Annotated in this window: 16 protein-coding genes and 1 pseudogene; 8 read left to right on the forward strand and 9 right to left on the reverse strand. The window is 69.7% G+C overall.

Translation table 11 applies throughout. The features are described from left to right. Window positions 1–219: 219 nt before the first annotated feature. From ABQJ56_RS13060 to ABQJ56_RS13085, 6 genes are all read left to right on the forward strand, one after another. Window positions 220–837, forward strand: coding sequence for a YbhB/YbcL family Raf kinase inhibitor-like protein (locus tag ABQJ56_RS13060; RefSeq protein ID WP_367845447.1), 618 nt, complete (start codon window positions 220–222; stop codon window positions 835–837). 130 nt (window positions 838–967) lie between these two features. After that, window positions 968–1,123, forward strand: coding sequence for a DUF1328 domain-containing protein (locus tag ABQJ56_RS13065; protein WP_367845500.1), 156 nt, complete (start codon window positions 968–970; stop codon window positions 1,121–1,123). A gap of 58 nt (window positions 1,124–1,181) precedes the next feature. Further along, window positions 1,182–1,544: an ElaB/YgaM/YqjD family protein gene (locus ABQJ56_RS13070; RefSeq protein ID WP_367845448.1), complete on the forward strand. Its 363-nt coding sequence runs from the start codon at window positions 1,182–1,184 to the stop codon at window positions 1,542–1,544. 6 nt (window positions 1,545–1,550) lie between these two features. Beyond that, entirely contained in the window at window positions 1,551–2,021 is a 471-nt protein-coding gene (locus ABQJ56_RS13075; RefSeq protein ID WP_367845449.1) for an ABC transporter ATP-binding protein, read from the forward strand. Continuing rightward, window positions 2,018–2,314, forward strand: coding sequence for a hypothetical protein (locus ABQJ56_RS13080; protein WP_367845450.1), 297 nt, complete (start codon window positions 2,018–2,020; stop codon window positions 2,312–2,314). Before ABQJ56_RS13075 ends, ABQJ56_RS13080 begins: the two co-directional genes overlap by 4 nt. Then, window positions 2,311–3,459 (forward strand): AI-2E family transporter, encoded by a 1,149-nt coding sequence (locus ABQJ56_RS13085; protein WP_437343430.1) that lies wholly within the window; start codon window positions 2,311–2,313, stop codon window positions 3,457–3,459. The genes ABQJ56_RS13080 and ABQJ56_RS13085 overlap by 4 nt, the downstream gene beginning before the upstream one ends. 37 nt (window positions 3,460–3,496) lie before the next feature. Here ABQJ56_RS13085 and ABQJ56_RS13090 read toward each other — a convergent pair whose 3' ends face one another. The 5 genes and pseudogenes from ABQJ56_RS13090 to ABQJ56_RS13110 all read right to left on the reverse strand — a co-directional run bounded on the left by ABQJ56_RS13090 (window position 3,497) and on the right by ABQJ56_RS13110 (window position 5,471). Next, a complete protein-coding gene (locus ABQJ56_RS13090) occupies window positions 3,497–3,889 on the reverse strand; it encodes a hypothetical protein (RefSeq protein ID WP_367845503.1) in 393 nt (130 codons plus the stop codon). 76 nt (window positions 3,890–3,965) lie between these two features. Next, window positions 3,966–4,187: pseudogene (locus tag ABQJ56_RS13095) on the reverse strand (aquaporin); the annotation flags it as partial. Beyond that, window positions 4,187–4,570 (reverse strand): arsenate reductase ArsC, encoded by a 384-nt coding sequence (locus ABQJ56_RS13100; protein ID WP_367845451.1) that lies wholly within the window; start codon window positions 4,568–4,570, stop codon window positions 4,187–4,189. The pseudogene ABQJ56_RS13095 and the gene ABQJ56_RS13100, both read right to left, overlap by 1 nt. A 74-nt stretch (window positions 4,571–4,644) precedes the next feature. Beyond that, window positions 4,645–5,133, reverse strand: coding sequence for an ArsI/CadI family heavy metal resistance metalloenzyme (locus ABQJ56_RS13105; RefSeq protein ID WP_367845452.1), 489 nt, complete (start codon window positions 5,131–5,133; stop codon window positions 4,645–4,647). After that, complete coding sequence (locus tag ABQJ56_RS13110; RefSeq protein ID WP_367845453.1) at window positions 5,130–5,471, reverse strand: ArsR/SmtB family transcription factor; 342 nt, start codon at window positions 5,469–5,471, stop codon at window positions 5,130–5,132. Before ABQJ56_RS13110 ends, ABQJ56_RS13105 begins: the two co-directional genes overlap by 4 nt. A 209-nt stretch (window positions 5,472–5,680) precedes the next feature. Between ABQJ56_RS13110 and ABQJ56_RS13115 the strand changes: the two genes are divergently transcribed. Continuing rightward, window positions 5,681–5,869 carry a hypothetical protein gene (locus ABQJ56_RS13115; RefSeq protein ID WP_367845454.1) on the forward strand — a complete coding sequence of 63 codons (189 nt, stop codon included), beginning with the start codon at window positions 5,681–5,683 and terminating at the stop codon, window positions 5,867–5,869. A gap of 49 nt (window positions 5,870–5,918) precedes the next feature. Here ABQJ56_RS13115 and ABQJ56_RS13120 read toward each other — a convergent pair whose 3' ends face one another. The 4 genes from ABQJ56_RS13120 to ABQJ56_RS13135 all read right to left on the reverse strand — a co-directional run bounded on the left by ABQJ56_RS13120 (window position 5,919) and on the right by ABQJ56_RS13135 (window position 12,733). After that, the gene (locus ABQJ56_RS13120; protein WP_367845455.1) at window positions 5,919–6,659 is read right to left on the reverse strand and encodes an SDR family NAD(P)-dependent oxidoreductase; all 741 of its coding nucleotides are present in this window, start codon (window positions 6,657–6,659) and stop codon (window positions 5,919–5,921) included. Beyond that, a complete protein-coding gene (locus ABQJ56_RS13125; protein ID WP_367845456.1) occupies window positions 6,656–8,104 on the reverse strand; it encodes an efflux transporter outer membrane subunit in 1,449 nt (482 codons plus the stop codon). Before ABQJ56_RS13125 ends, ABQJ56_RS13120 begins: the two co-directional genes overlap by 4 nt. Window position 8,105: 1 nt before the next feature. After that, window positions 8,106–11,291, reverse strand: a complete 3,186-nt coding sequence (locus ABQJ56_RS13130; protein ID WP_367845457.1) for an efflux RND transporter permease subunit — start codon at window positions 11,289–11,291, stop codon at window positions 8,106–8,108. A gap of 197 nt (window positions 11,292–11,488) precedes the next feature. Continuing rightward, entirely contained in the window at window positions 11,489–12,733 is a 1,245-nt protein-coding gene (locus ABQJ56_RS13135; protein ID WP_367845458.1) for an efflux RND transporter periplasmic adaptor subunit, read from the reverse strand. Between the two features lie 142 nt (window positions 12,734–12,875). Here ABQJ56_RS13135 and ABQJ56_RS13140 point away from each other — a divergent pair, with 142 nt between their 5' ends. Then, window positions 12,876–13,868 carry a LysR family transcriptional regulator gene (locus ABQJ56_RS13140; RefSeq protein ID WP_367845502.1) on the forward strand — a complete coding sequence of 331 codons (993 nt, stop codon included), beginning with the start codon at window positions 12,876–12,878 and terminating at the stop codon, window positions 13,866–13,868. Window positions 13,869–13,874 lie beyond the last annotated feature (6 nt).

Genomic DNA, 13,874 nt, shown 5'->3' on the forward strand with positions numbered 1-13,874 from the left:
ACTGCCACGGAGACGACGTCCTCGACCCCGGCTTCGGCAAGGGCCACAATTGCAGGAGCTGCACGCCGTTGGTGCTGAAGCCGGGCGCGCACCTGGGGCCACCCGGTCGGCGCATCGGGTGACCTGCAAGCCATGAGGATGCATGTGCCTTGCGCGGGCACTCCGGCGCCATCGCCTTGCATCCGCGACAGACCGACCGACGACCGAACCGGAACCACCATGCAACTTCGCAGCGACAACTTCGCCGATGGCCAGCCCATCCCCGCCGCCCATGCCTTCGGCAAACCCGGCGCCCCGGTGGCGCTGTCCGACAACCGCAGCCCGCACCTGGCATGGAAGGATGCGCCGGAGGGCACGCGCTCCTTCGCGCTCACCTGCATCGACACCGACGTGCCCAGCCGCGGCGACGACGTCAACAAGGAGGGGCGCAGCGTTCCCGCCGACCTGCCGCGCGTGGAGTTCGCGCACTGGTTGATGGCGAACATCCAGGAAGAATGCGGCGAGCTGGCCGAAGGCGCCTGCAGCGACGGCATCACGCCGCGCGGCAAGCGTGATCCGATCGGGCCGCCGGGCAGCGTGCAGGGCCTGAACGATTACACCGGCTGGTTCGCGGGCGATGCGGAGATGGGCGGCGACTACCTCGGCTACGACGGTCCGTGCCCGCCGTGGAACGACAGCATCGTGCACCATTACCACTTCCGCATCCACGCACTGGACGTGGAGCGGCTTGAGCTGCAGCCGGGCTTCACGCTGGCCGAATTGCGCGCGGCGATGCGCGGCCACGTGCTGGCCGAGGCGCAGCTGGTGGGCAGCTACGCGATCCGTCCCGTGCGTTGAGCATGGCGGTGAATGTGCAGGCGACGTGCAGGCGCGCGTTGCCTTCACGCGCAGATGGCAGCCACTGTGGATGAATGACGGTGCGTGGCCGCGCGCGCCGCGGTCGGCATTCGTTCAAGAGGGCAAGGCCATGCTTCACTACGCACTGGTATTCCTGATCGTCGCCATCATCGCCGCGGTGCTCGGCTTCGGCGGCATCGCGGGCACGGCGGCCGGGATCGCGAAGATCCTGTTCATCGTGTTCCTGATCCTGGCGATCATCTCCTTCCTGCGCCGCGCGAAATGAATCGTGGCGTGATGCCCGGCAAGCCGGCATCCTTCATCATGAGCTTCGGGGAGACAGCATGAACAAGCAGGCAGCAACGACCGAAAACGGCACCACCAGCCGCATCGACGAAGGCGCCGAACGCGTCAAGCAGGCCACCTCCAGCGCGGTCGCCAGTACCAAGGAGGCGGTGGAGCGCGCCGCCGACCACGTGGAGGAAAGCCTGCACCGCGCCACCGACAAGGTCGCCGCCGGCGCCAACCGCGCCAGCGAGAAACTTTCCGACGCCGGTGAACGCAGCCGCGCCGCCTACGACGCCACGATGGATCGCGCCGACGAATGGCTGGAGCAGGTGCGCGACTACGTGCGCGAGAAGCCGGTGCAGTCGATGGCGATCGCGCTGGGCGCGGGCTGGCTGCTTGCCCGCCTGCTCAGGCGCTGATTCCGCATGCAGGAGGAATCCGGGCGCGGGCAGGATCGCGCGACGGCGCCGGAGTCCCCGGCGCCGTCCTCGTCTCTGCTGCAGGAACTGGGCCGGTTGGCCGGCGCGGTGCGGCGGCTGTTCGGCGCGCAGCTGCAGCTGCTGGCCGCCGAGCTGGGGCTGGCGCGCAGCGCGGTGTCTTGGCTGCTGCTCGCCGCGCTGGCTGCCACCGTGGCCGGCGTGGCGCTGGGCCTGACCCTGCTTGGCCTGGTCGGCGTGCTGCTGGCCACCTGGTTCCACTCGTGGATCTGGGCGCTGCTGGTGCTGGCGCTGCTGCAGGCATTGCTGCTGGCGGGCGCGATCGGGCTGTTCCGCCGCTGCATGCACTGGATGAGCCTGCCCGCCACGCGCCATGAATGGAGTGCGATGATGCGCGAGACGCTGCACCGCGCCGAGCGCGAGGTCGACAGCGAGACCTCGGGGGAGGACAAGCCATGAGTCTGTTCAGGCAACTCGACAAGGTACGCGCGGCACAGGCGCGGATGGCCGCGCATCGCGCGGAAGTGGCCACGCCGGCCGCGGCCCTGCTGGCGCGAGGGGAGCGGCATCCGCTGCTTGCGCTGGGCGCAGCGGGCGGCGCGGGCTTCGTGCTCGGCAGTCTCGACGTGCATCCCTTGCGCGTGCCCGGCGTGGGGCCGCTGTTGCGCGGCGCCCTTGCCGAGGCGGTGGCGCAGGGCGTGCGGCTGGTCGTCGAGCTGGGCGCCGGCGCCTTCGACGACGCTTCCGCATGAACGATCCGCTGCTGCCGCTGCCCGGCACCGGCGAGGCGGGCGGGGCCATGCCGCCGCGTGCATCGACCCTGTCGCGTGGCCGTTTCGCACGGCGCAGCGCGCGCGGCATGCGCCGCCACCTGCGTGCGATCCGCGTGCTGCTCAACGCGCTGCTGCTGCTGGCGCTGCTGTACACGGTGACGCTGTGCAAGGCGCTGCTGATTCCGCTGGTGCTGGCGGCCTTCATCGGCCTGGCGCTGAATCCGATCGTGGCCGGTGGCGCCCGCTGGGGCGTGCCGCGCTGGCTGGGCGCCAGCGTGCTGATGCTGGCGCTGGTCGGCGGCATCGGCACCGGCATCGGTCTGCTCACGCCGCCGGCGCTGGACTGGATCCACGAGGCGCCGGCCACGATCCGCCGCTTCGTGCCCAAGCTCGAGCACATCACCCAGCCGCTGGAGGCGGCCAACCGCGCCACCCAGACCCTGGTCAACGGCCATCCGATGCGCGTGCGGCCGCAGCCGGCCGACGTGGCGGTGAGCGCCTGGGACCTGGTGGCGGCGGCGCCGAAGGTGCTGGCGGCGATCCTCACCGTGGTGCTGCTGGTGTTCTTCTTCCTCATCTACGGCGACCTGCTGCTGCGCCGGCTGGTGGAGATCGGCCCGGACTTCCGCTACAAGCGCCAGGCGGTGTCGGTGGTGCGCGGCATCCAGCACGAAGTGTCGCGCTACATCCTCACCACCTTGCTGATCAACTTCACGCTGGGCGCGCTCACCACGGGCATCCTGTGGCAGCTGCACATGCCCGATCCGCTGCTGTGGGGCGCGGTGGCGATGTTCGCGAACTTCATTCCCTACGTGGGGGCGATCTTCACCACCAGCGTGCTGCTGCTGGTGGGCCTGGCGCATTTCGACGACGTCGGCCACGCGCTGCTCCCCGCGCTGTGCTTCGCCGGGCTCACCGTGTTCGAGGGCAACCTGGTGACGCCGCTGATCCTGGGCCGGCGCATGCGCCTGTCGCCGATCGCGATCCTGGTCTGGCTGCTGGTCTGGGGCTGGCTGTGGGGCATCCCCGGTGCGCTGCTCGCGGTGCCGATGCTCACCAGTGTCAAGCTGATCGCCGAGCACGTGCGCGGCTGGGCATGGTTCGGGCACATGGTGCAGCGGTAGCGGGTCGACGCCCGCGGCGGTTATGGGTCCGCCGCCATCAATCCCCGTTCGGCGGCGGGCATGCCGCACTCGCGGGCCGTCCGTCCAGGACATGCGCCACGAGCAGTGCGGCAGCCGTTCCGGCCAGCTGGGCCAGCACGAATCCCGGCACGTCGCCGGGCCGGATGCCGGCGAAGGTTTGGGTCAGCGCGCGTGCCACGCTGACCGCCGGGTTCGCGAACGAGGTGCTGGCGGTGAACCAGTACGCGGCGAAGATGTAGCTGGCGACCAGCGCGGGCAAGGCCGCGGGGCGGGCCCGCATGCCCAGCAGGATCGTGAGCAGCAGGCCGGCGGTGGCCACGCCTTCGCTCAGCCACTGCGCGGCGCCGGTGCGGGCATGCACGCCAGGCTGCAGCAGCGGCTGGCCGAACATGGCGTGGGCCAGCAGCACGCTGCAGACCGCAGCGTGCCAGCTGCACCGCGACGTAGGCGAGGGTCTCCATCGTGCCCAGCTCGCCGCGCACGCGCATCGCCAGGCTCACCGCGGGATTGAAGTGCGCGCCGGAGATCGGGCCGAGCACGGCGATCAGCACGTACAGGATGCCGGCGGTCGCGGCCGCGTTTGCCAGCAGCGCGATGCCGTTGTTGCCGCCGGACATCGCCACGCCCATGATCCCCGAGCCCACCACCGTGGCGAGCAGCGCGCCTGTGCCGAGAAATTCGGCGGCCAGTCTTCGCGGGAGCGACATTACAGATCCGCCAGCAATTGTTTCACGCGCGCGGAGATTTCGTCGCGCACCGCGCGATAGCCGGCATCGTCCATGTTCCTGGGGTCGGGCAGGTTCCAGTCCTCGCGTCGCTTGGCCGGTACCCACGGGCAGTTGTCGCCGCAGCCCATGGTGACGACGGCGTCGAACCCGCCGTCGATTTCATCGAGCGACTTCGATGCATGCGTGCCCAGGTCGTAGCCGAGCTCGGCCATGAAGCGCACCGCCTTCGGATTGATCCGGCCGGCCGGCGCCGAGCCGGCACTCAGGGCTTCGACCGCATCGCCACCATGGATGTGCGCGAAGGCTTCGGCCATCTGGCTGCGGTTGGCGTTTTCCACACAGACGAACAGGACGCGTTTCATCGGAACGGGCTCATGGCTTCGGAACTTTGGAACGGCGACGGGCGCATCGCTGCGCGCGATGGCCGGGTGGCCGCTCAGCAGCAGCCGGAATTAGGCGCGCAGCAGGGAGCGCCCTTGTCGGCCTTCGGTTTCGCCGTGCGCGCACCCGGCGTGCAGGTCGTCCCATCGGTCGCGCAGGCCGCCCCGGCGACATGGTAGGTGGCGGCTTCGCCGACGGTGTGGAAGGTTTCCCAGCGCGTACCCTGCGGGTCCTCGGTCCACAGCTTGTCCGAGCGCGCGTAGCAGCAGACGGCACCGTCTTCCGGCACCACGCTGCCGCCCGCGGCGTCCAGGCGGGGACCGAGTGCGGCAAGTTCGTCCGCGGTATCGACCTGCAGGCCGAGATGGTCGACGCCCGGCGCACGGCCGGTGCTGGAGATCGCGAAGTTGATGCGCGGATCCTCCAGCATCCACTTGGCGTAGTCGTGCTTGACCACGCTGGGCGGCGCGGCGAACAGCTGCGTGTAGAAGCGGATGCTGCCCGCGAGGTCGGCGACGTTGAGGTGCACGTGGAATCGGTTCATGGCTTGGCCCCGGGCTTGCGCGGCTTGCAGGCGGATGCCGGGCCGCAATCGGCGGCTCCGGCGCAGCAGTTCTCGGTGAGGTAGGCCAGCAGTGCGTTCATCTGCCGGTAGTTGGCGCGGACGCGGATCACCCGCCCCTCGCGCTGGTCCTCGACCAGCCCGGCGGCGCGCAGCACGTTGAGGTGCGCGCTCAGCGTGGCGGGCGGCAGGTCGAGGTATTCGCGCAACTCGCCGACCGCCAGCCCTTCCGGACCGACCTGCACCAGCTGGCGGAACGCGGCGAGGCGGGAGTCGTGGCTGAGTGCACCCAGCGCGGTCAGTGCATCCGGCGTTTCCATGATTTCATGATTCCAGAATTATGGAATCATGTCAACGAGGATCGACTGCCGCGCCGCCGAACATGGAGCGCGGTCCTGGCCGGTGACGACGGCAGGGAGGATTCCGCAGCTAGCGCGATGTCGCGAGCACCGCGTGCCGGTGCAGCCAAGGGTTGGGTCGAGCCGCCAGGGACCGGACTGCCCGGTGAAGTAGACGCTGTAGCCGTCCGGTGGCCGCGTGGCAGCGGGCGCATCCGGTGGAGCAGCAGGTGACGCTGCAGGGCGACACCGCGATCCTCAGCTTCGTCAGCAGCGCGCCCGCGACGAAGGGCGAGCTGCATTCCTCGGGCGTGTTCGTCTACCTCGTCGGCCGCTGGCACGCGCTGTATTCGGCGCATACCGAACTCGGCGAGGGCTGAACGCAGCCCGGTTTCTTCGGGATACGGAGTGCCGCCGGCGAGGCGGGCATCACCACGCGATGCGCTGGCCGTCGCGCAGCAGCGCGCCGTTGATGCCGGGTTCGGGCAGGCAGGCGGCGGCGACCACGCTGGCGGCGCCGCGTTCCACCGGGCCGCCGCCGGGGCCGCCGAGGCCGGTGGCGAGCCAGCCGGGGCAGACCGCGTTGACCACGACGCCGCTGCCGGCCAGCTCGGCGGCGAGGGCGCGGGTGTAGGCGTTGAGCGCGGCCTTGGAGACGCGGTAGGCGGGGTAGCCGATCGCGTCGGGCGCGCTGACGCCGGCGCAGCCGCTGGTGACGTTGACGATGCGGCCGTAGCGATGCCGGCGCATCAGCGGCAGCAGCGCGCTGCACAACTGCCACGCGCCGAGCAGGTTGGTTTCCAGCGCCGCGCGCACGCTGCCGGGCGCGGCAGTCTCGGCGCGCGCCTCATGGTCGGCGTGGCCGCCGGCGTTGTTCACCAGCACGTCGAGGCGGTCGTGCTCGCGCTGGATCCACGCGGCGAGCTCGGCGATCTGCGGCGCGTCGGTCACGTCGAGCGGCACCGCGGTGACGTCGCCGTCGATCTGCCGTGCCGCCTGCCGGCCCTTGGCGAGGTCGCGCGCACCCAGCAGCACGCTGTAGCCGCGTGCAGCGAGCTGGCGCGCCACCTCGAAGCCCAGCCCGCGGTTCGCGCCGCTGACCAGGGCCACGCGATGCACGGGCGGCGGCAGTGGCGCGTCCGTCCCTGTCCGCTGGCGCGCCGCGCTCATGGCACGGCGGCCACCGGAGCGGCGACCGGCGCGCAACGCGCGTCGTCGCCGCAGGCCTGCCAGCCACCGCCCAGCGCCTTGTACAGCGCCACCGCGCGGGTGTCGATCGCCGCTTGCGCCTGGGCCAGTGCGTCGTCCGCGGCGAGCTGCACGCGTTCGGCATCGAGCAGCTCCAGATAGCCGGTGGCGCCCTGTTCGTAGCGCACCTTGGCCAGCTCGGCGGCGCGGCGGCTCTGCTGCGCCTGCGCGGCCAGCTTCTCGACGCGCGCGTGTTGCAGGTTGTAGCCGACCACGGCGTTGTCGACGTCCTCGATCGCTTCCAGCACGGTGCGCTGGTAGTTCGCCTGCGCCGCGTCGGTGCGCGCCTCGGCGGCATGCAGGTTGGCGCGCACGCGCTGCACGTTGAGGCCGTTCCAGGTGATGCTGGGCGCGATCGACCAGGCGCGGGTGGAGGGGCCGCCGAAGTCGTTGCTGCGTCCGGCGAGGAAGCCGAGGAAGCCGCCCAGCGAGAGGTGCGGGAAGAAGTCCGCCTTGGCCACGCCGATGCGCGCGGTGGCCGCGGCGTATTCGCGTTCGGCGATGCGCACGTCGGGCCGGCGCGCCAGCACGTCGCCGGCGGCGCCGATCGGCAGCACCGCATCGATGGGTTGGAACGTCTTGGGCGAGACATCGACGTCGAGCGCGCCGGGCTGCTCGCCCAGCAGCACGGCAAGACGGTACTCGTCGGCGTGCGCCTGCATGTCGAGCAGGGGCAGCTGCGCTTCCGCGGCGCTCAGCTGCGCCGCGGCGCTGGCCACGTCCTGGTCCGAGGCGGTGCCCACCTCGGCGCGGGCGCGGATCAGTTTCAGCGTGTCCTGCTGGTTGGCGATGTCGCGGTGGGCGATCTCCTGCCGCTGCTGCGTGCCGCGCAGGTCGAAGTAGTTGCGCGCCACTTCGGCGAACAGGCTCACCTGCGCATCCTGCAGGGCGGCTTCGCTGGCGCCGAGGTCGGCGCGCGCGGCTTCCACCGAGCGGCGCACCCCGCCGAACAGGTCGATCTCCCAGCTGGCGTCGAAACCGGCCTGGTAGGCGGTCACGGTGCTGCGCTGGTCGCTGAAGCCGGGCTGCTGCTCGCGGCTGCGCGTGTACGAGGCGCCGGCCTGGATGTCGGGCAGGTACTGCGACTTCGCGCCGCCGAGCAGGGCGCGCGATTCGGCGAGGCGCGCCACCGCGATGCGCAGGTCGAGGTTGTTCGCCGCCGCACGCCGGATCAGTGCATCCAGCGTGGGATCGCCGAACTGCTGCCACCACTGCGCCTGGAATTGCGCGGCGGTTTCGCGCGCCGCGTCCAGTCCCTGCAGTTGCGGCGCAGGGGTGGCTGGTGCCTTGTAGTTCGGCCCCACGCTGACGCAACCGGCCAGCGCGAGTGCGGCGAACAGTGCGGTACTGCGAAGCAAGGTTTTCATCTCAATGTCCCTCCAGCGCCGGCATGCCATTCGCCTGCGCGTGCTTGCGCGCTTCGCGGCGTTCCACCAGGGCGCGAATCACGATGTAGAACAGCGGGGTGTAGATCAGCCCGAACAGGGTGACGCCGAGCATGCCGGAGAACACCGCCACGCCCATCGCGTGGCGCATCTCCGCGCCGGCGCCGTGCGAGGTCACCAGCGGCACCACGCCCATGATGAAGGCGATCGAGGTCATCAGGATCGGGCGCAACCGCAGCCTGGCCGCTTCCAGCACCGCCTCGTGGCGGCTCATGCCTTCGTGCTGGCGTTCGCGGGCGAACTCCACGATCAGGATCGCGTTCTTGCAGGCCAGGCCCACCAGCACGATCAGGCCGATCTGGGTGAAGATGTTGTTGTCGCCGCCCGACAGCCATACGCCGGCGATCGCGGACAGCAGCACCATCGGCACGATCAGGATCACCGCCAGCGGCAGCGACCAGCTCTCGTACAGCGAGGACAGCACCAGGAACACCAGCAGCACGCACAGCGGGAACACCAGGATCGCGGTGTTGCCGGCGAGGATCTGCTGGTAGGTGAGGTCGGTCCACTCGAAGCTCATGCCGTTCGGCAACACCTGCTGCGCCAGCTTCTCGATCGACGCCTGCGCCTGGCCCGAGCTGTAGCCCGGCGCCGGGCCGCCGTTGATCTCGGCGGTGGGGTAGCCGTTGTAGTGCTGCACGCGGTCCGGACCGGCGCCGTGCGTCACGGTGACGAAGGAGCCCAGCGGCACCATCTCGCCCTGCGCGTTGCGCGTCTTCAGCTGGCTGATGTCCTCCAGGTCGTGGCGGAACTGCGGCTCGGCGGACAGGTTCACCTGGTAGGTGCGGCCGAAGCGGTTGAAGTCGTTGACGTAGAGCGAGCCGAGGTAGGCCTGCATGGTCTGGTAGACGTCGCCCAGGTTCACGCCTTCGGCCTTGGCCTTGGCGCGGTCCACGTTCACGTCGACCTGCGGCACATTCACCTGGAAGCTGGAGAACAGCCCGGCCAGCGCAGGATCCTTGCGGCCCGCCGCGATCAGGTTCTGCGTCTGCTGGTACAGCTCGTCGAAGCCGACCTGGCCGCGGTCCTCGATCTGCATGCGGAAGCCGCCGATCGTGCCCAGGCCCATCACCGGCGGCGGCGGGAAGATCGCGATATAGGCGTCCTGGATGGCGGCGAACTTCGCGTTAAGCGCACCGGCGATCGCGCCCGCGGAGAGGTCCGCGCTGCGCCGCTCGTCGAACGGCTTCAGCGTGACGAACACGATGCCGGCGTTGGTCGAGTTGGTGAAGCCGTTCACCGACAGGCCGGGGAAGGCCACCGCGCTCTGCACGCCGGGCTGCTTCAGCGCGATCGCGCTCATCTGCTTGATCACGTCCTCGGTGCGGTCCAGCGAGGCGGCGTCGGGCAGTTGCGCGAACGACACCAGGTACTGCTTGTCCTGGGTGGGCACGAAGCCGGTGGGCACGTGCCAGAAGCCGAACGCGGTGAGCCCGATCAGCGCCGCGTACACCACCAGCGCGGCCGCGCCCTTCCCCTGCAGCTTGCGGGTGCCTTCCACGTAGCGCTCCGCGCCGCGGTGGAACAGCCGGTTGAACGGCCGGAACAGCCAGCCGAACAGGCGGTCGATGGCGCGCGTGAGGCGGTCCTTCGGCGCGCCGTGCGGCAGCAGCAGGATCGCCGCCAGCGCCGGGCTCAGGGTCAGCGAGTTGAACGCCGAGATCACCGTGGAGATCGCGATGGTCAGCGCGAACTGGCGGTAGAACTCGCCGGTGAGGCCGCTGATGAAGGCGGTGGGGATGAACACCGCGCACAGCACCAGCGCGGTGGCCACGATCGGCCCGGTGACCTCGTGCATCGCCTTGCGCGTGGCCTCCTTCGGCATCTGGCCCAGCTCGATGTGGCGCTCCACGTTCTCCACCACCACGATCGCGTCGTCCACCACGATGCCGATCGCCAGCACCATGCCGAACAGGCTCAATGCGTTGAGCGAGAAGCCCACCAGGTACATCACCGCGAACGTGCCGATCAGCGACACCGGCACCGCGATCAGCGGAATCACCGAAGCGCGCCAGGTCTGCAGGAACAGGATCACCACCAGCACCACCAGCAGGATCGCCTCCAGCAAGGTGTGCGCCACCGCCTCGATCGAGCCGCGCACGAACACCGTGGGGTCGTAGACGATGTGGTAGTCGATGCCCTGCGGGAACTCCTGCTTCAGCTGCGCCATGGTGGCGCGCACCTCGTTGGAGATCTGGATCGCGTTGGAGCCGGGGCGCGCGAAGATCGGGATCGCCACCGCCGGCTGGTTGTCCAGCAGGCTGCGCAGCGCGTACTGGTCGGAGCCCAGTTCCACCCGCGCCACGTCGCCGAGGTGCACGGTGGCGCCGTCGGCATCGGTGCGCAGCACGATGTTGCGGAAGTCGTCGACCGTGCTCAGCCGGCCCTGGGTATTGATGTTGAGCTGGAAGTCGGCGTTGCCGCGCACCGGCGGCGCGTTCAGCGCACCGGCCGCCACCTGCACGTTCTGCTCGCGGATCGCGTTCGCCACGTCGCCGGTTGTGAGGCCGCGCTGGGCCAGCTTGTCCGGGTCCAGCCACACGCGCATCGAGTACTCGCCGGCGCCGAAGATCTGCACGTCGCCCACGCCGTTCAAGCGGCCCAGCACGTCCTTGACGTGCAGCCGCGCGTAGTTCGACAGGTACAGCATGTCGTAGCGTTTGTCCGGCGAGGTGAGGTGCACCACCATGGTGAGGTCGGGCGAGCTCTTCTGCGTGGTCACGCCCAGCCGCTGCACTTCCTCGGGCAGGCGCGGCAACGCCTGCGACACGCGGTTCTGCACTTCCACCTGGGCGTCGTTGAGGTTGGTGCCCAGCGCGAAGGTGACGGTCAGCGTCATCACGCCGTCGCTGGTGGACTGCGAGGAGGTGTAGAGCATGCCTTCCACGCCGTTGATCTGGGTTTCCAGCGGCGTGGCGACGGTCTCGGCGATCACCTTGGGGTTGGCGCCGGGATAGTTGGCGCGCACCACCACGGTGGGCGGCACCACTTCCGGGTATTCGCTGATCGGCAGCTGGAACACCGCGATGCTGCCGGTGATCACGAACAGCAGTGACAGCACGGCGGCCATGATGGGCCGGTCGACGAAAAACTGGGCGATGTTTTTCATGGGTTTGTCTCGATGACTTCAGAGTGCCGTCTCCCTCTCCCCTCCGGGGAGAGGGTTGGGGTGAGGGGTCGGGGCTTGCCGATGCGCTTGGGCTTCGGTCATGCGTTTCGGGTTTGCCTGGGTAGGCAGCATTTGCGCAAGATTGGCCCCTCGCCTCGGTCCTCTCTCCGGAGGGGAGAGGAGGAGAAGCGGAGTGCTCAGCCTTGCGGTTCGTGTCCGGGCGCCGCGGTCATCGCGGTGCGCGAATCGTCGTGGCTGGCGCCAGCCTCCACCACCGCCTTGTCGCTCGCGTCGAGGCGGTAGTCCATCGCCACCTGCTGCGGGTTCACCTCGGCGCCGGGACGCACGCGCTGCAGGCCGTTCACCACCACCACGTCGCCGGGCGCGAGGCCGCTGTCGATCACGCGCAGGCCGTGGAACAGCGCGCCGGTGCTGACCTTGCGGTACTGCACCTTGTGCTGGGCGTCGACCACGTAGACGAACTGGTTGCCGAGGTCGGTGCCCACCGCACGGTCGTCGATCAGCAGGCGCGGCTGCGGCTGGCCGCTCTGCAGGCGGATCCGCGCGTACAGGCCGGGAGTGAACAGGCTGTCCTGGTTGTCGAACACCGCGCGCAGCCGCATCGTGCCGGAGTCGGTGTGCAGCTGGTTGTCGACGAAGTCGATGCGGCCGGTGTGCGGGTAGCCGCTCTCGTCGGCCAGTTCCATCGCGGCCTCGATGCGCGCGCTGCGGCCGTCCCGGGTGGCCTTGGCGCGCAGGTGGTCCAGCTTCAGCCAGGTGTGCTCGTCCACGTCGAAATACACATAGACCGGGTTCACCGAGACCACGCTGGTCAGCACGTCGTTGCTGCCGACCAGGTTGCCGGGGGTGATGTGCACGTTGCTGACGCGACCGTCGATCGGCGAACGCACCTCGGTGAAACCGAGGTTGAGCTTCGCGGTGGCCAGCGCGGCATCGGCCGCGGCAAGCGCGGCGCGGGCGCTTTGCGCGGCGGTGTCGAGGCGGTCGGCGTCCTCTTGCGAGGTTGCGCGCTGCTCAAGCAGGCGGCGGCCGCGCTGGGCATTGGCCTGGGCCAGGCCGAGTTCGGCCAGCGCCTGGGTGCGGTTGGCGGTGAGCCGGTCCACTTCGGCCTGGAACGGGCGCGGGTCGATGCGGAACAGCACGTCGCCCTTGTGCACCAGCGCGCCTTCCTTGAAGGCCACCGATTCCACGTAGCCGCCTACCCGTGGGCGCACCTGCACGCTGTCCACCGCCTGCACGCGGCCGGTGAAGTCGGCGCTGTTGCTCACCGGGCGCAGCAGGGCGCGGGCCACGGTCACTTCCGGCAGGGCGCCGCCGGCGCCTGCGGCCTGGGCGTGGCTGCCGCCGTGTTCGCCCAGGAGGGCCCAACTGCCGGCGATCGCCACCACGACGAGGCCGGCCAGGATCAGTTTCTTTTTCATCTTCGCGCTCCCTGGGTGGGATCGTGCGGCGATGCAGCACGATGGGGAGGCGAATAATAGGTATACCGATGGGTACAGAAAAACCCCAATTTGTGAACTCCACTAGTGACGCGGAGTCATGAATGTCGGCATAATGACAAGCATGGAGGATTTCTCGGCAATAACGAGCTTCGTCCGCGTGGTGGAGGCGCGCAGTTTCGCGGCCGCCGCCGTGCAGCTGGGCATGACCCCGTCCGGGGTGAGCCGCGCGGTGTCGCGGCTGGAGGAGCAGATCGGCGTGCGCCTGCTGTTCCGCAGCACGCGGGCGCTCAGGCTTACCGACGACGGCGAATCGTTCTACCAGCGCTGCAAGGCGATCCTGGCCGATCTCGGCGAAGCGGTGGATGCGCTGAACTACGCCCGCACCAAGCCCAGCGGCAAGCTGCGCGTGGCGGTGAACGTGTCGGTGGGCCGTGCCGCGCTGATCCCCAACCTCGCCGACTTCGAGGCGAAATACCCGGACATCCGGCTCGAACTGTCGATGAGCGACCGCAACATCGGCCTGATCGAGGAAGGCATCGACTGCGCGATCCGCATGGGCGAGCTGGAGGATTCCAACCTGATCGCGCGCAAGCTGGGCTATTTCAGCAACGTGCTGTGCGCCGCGCCGGCCTATCTGGAACGCCACGGCAAGCCGGTCACCATCGAGGACCTGAAGCAGCACCGCTGCATCAACTACGTCTATCCCACCAACGGTCGCGCCTACCAGTGGCAGTTCGACACGCCGGACGGCCGCATCGCGCTGGACGTGGATGCGCACCTGCTGATCAACGACGGCGAGTCGGTGATCCAGGCGGCGATGGCCGGGCTGGGCATCATCCAGGTGCCGCACTGGCTGGCCGCCTGCGCCATCGGCATGGGCAAGCTCGAGGTGATCATGGAAGACACCATCTCCACCGGTTCGCCGGTGTGGCTGGTCTACCCGCAGAAGAAGCACCTCTCCGCGCGCGTGCAGGCCTTCCTGGAATGGGTGCACGAGCTGTTCGAGCGCACCAACCTGCCGGCCTGCAAGCTGGGGATGGCGCTGCCGCCCAAGGCGGCCCAGGTACCTGCCGGCGGCAACAGCGGCAAGGCCATGTCCAGCGCGATGCGATAGATCGCG

The sequence above is a fragment of the Rhodanobacter geophilus genome (genome assembly GCF_040812275.1).
Lineage (GTDB): Bacteria > Pseudomonadota > Gammaproteobacteria > Xanthomonadales > Rhodanobacteraceae > Rhodanobacter_A > Rhodanobacter_A geophilus.

What these genes read in the sequence shown, in the direction of transcription:
- ABQJ56_RS13125 (WP_367845456.1), bottom strand. Translation starts at nt 8,104, where the DNA reads ATGAAAACCTTGCTTCGCAGTACCGCACTGTTCGCCGCACTCGCGCTG.
- ABQJ56_RS13130 (WP_367845457.1), bottom strand. Translation starts at nt 11,291, where the DNA reads ATGAAAAACATCGCCCAGTTTTTCGTCGACCGGCCCATCATGGCCGCC.
- ABQJ56_RS13120 (WP_367845455.1), bottom strand. Translation starts at nt 6,659, where the DNA reads ATGAGCGCGGCGCGCCAGCGGACAGGGACGGACGCGCCACTGCCGCCG.
- ABQJ56_RS13085 (WP_437343430.1), top strand. Translation starts at nt 2,311, where the DNA reads ATGAACGATCCGCTGCTGCCGCTGCCCGGCACCGGCGAGGCGGGCGGG.
- ABQJ56_RS13060 (WP_367845447.1), top strand. Translation starts at nt 220, where the DNA reads ATGCAACTTCGCAGCGACAACTTCGCCGATGGCCAGCCCATCCCCGCC.
- ABQJ56_RS13080 (WP_367845450.1), top strand. Translation starts at nt 2,018, where the DNA reads ATGAGTCTGTTCAGGCAACTCGACAAGGTACGCGCGGCACAGGCGCGG.
- ABQJ56_RS13065 (WP_367845500.1), top strand. Translation starts at nt 968, where the DNA reads ATGCTTCACTACGCACTGGTATTCCTGATCGTCGCCATCATCGCCGCG.
- ABQJ56_RS13105 (WP_367845452.1), bottom strand. Translation starts at nt 5,133, where the DNA reads ATGAACCGATTCCACGTGCACCTCAACGTCGCCGACCTCGCGGGCAGC.
- ABQJ56_RS13075 (WP_367845449.1), top strand. Translation starts at nt 1,551, where the DNA reads ATGCAGGAGGAATCCGGGCGCGGGCAGGATCGCGCGACGGCGCCGGAG.
- ABQJ56_RS13110 (WP_367845453.1), bottom strand. Translation starts at nt 5,471, where the DNA reads ATGGAAACGCCGGATGCACTGACCGCGCTGGGTGCACTCAGCCACGAC.
- ABQJ56_RS13100 (WP_367845451.1), bottom strand. Translation starts at nt 4,570, where the DNA reads ATGAAACGCGTCCTGTTCGTCTGTGTGGAAAACGCCAACCGCAGCCAG.
- ABQJ56_RS13070 (WP_367845448.1), top strand. Translation starts at nt 1,182, where the DNA reads ATGAACAAGCAGGCAGCAACGACCGAAAACGGCACCACCAGCCGCATC.
- ABQJ56_RS13135 (WP_367845458.1), bottom strand. Translation starts at nt 12,733, where the DNA reads ATGAAAAAGAAACTGATCCTGGCCGGCCTCGTCGTGGTGGCGATCGCC.
- ABQJ56_RS13140 (WP_367845502.1), top strand. Translation starts at nt 12,876, where the DNA reads ATGGAGGATTTCTCGGCAATAACGAGCTTCGTCCGCGTGGTGGAGGCG.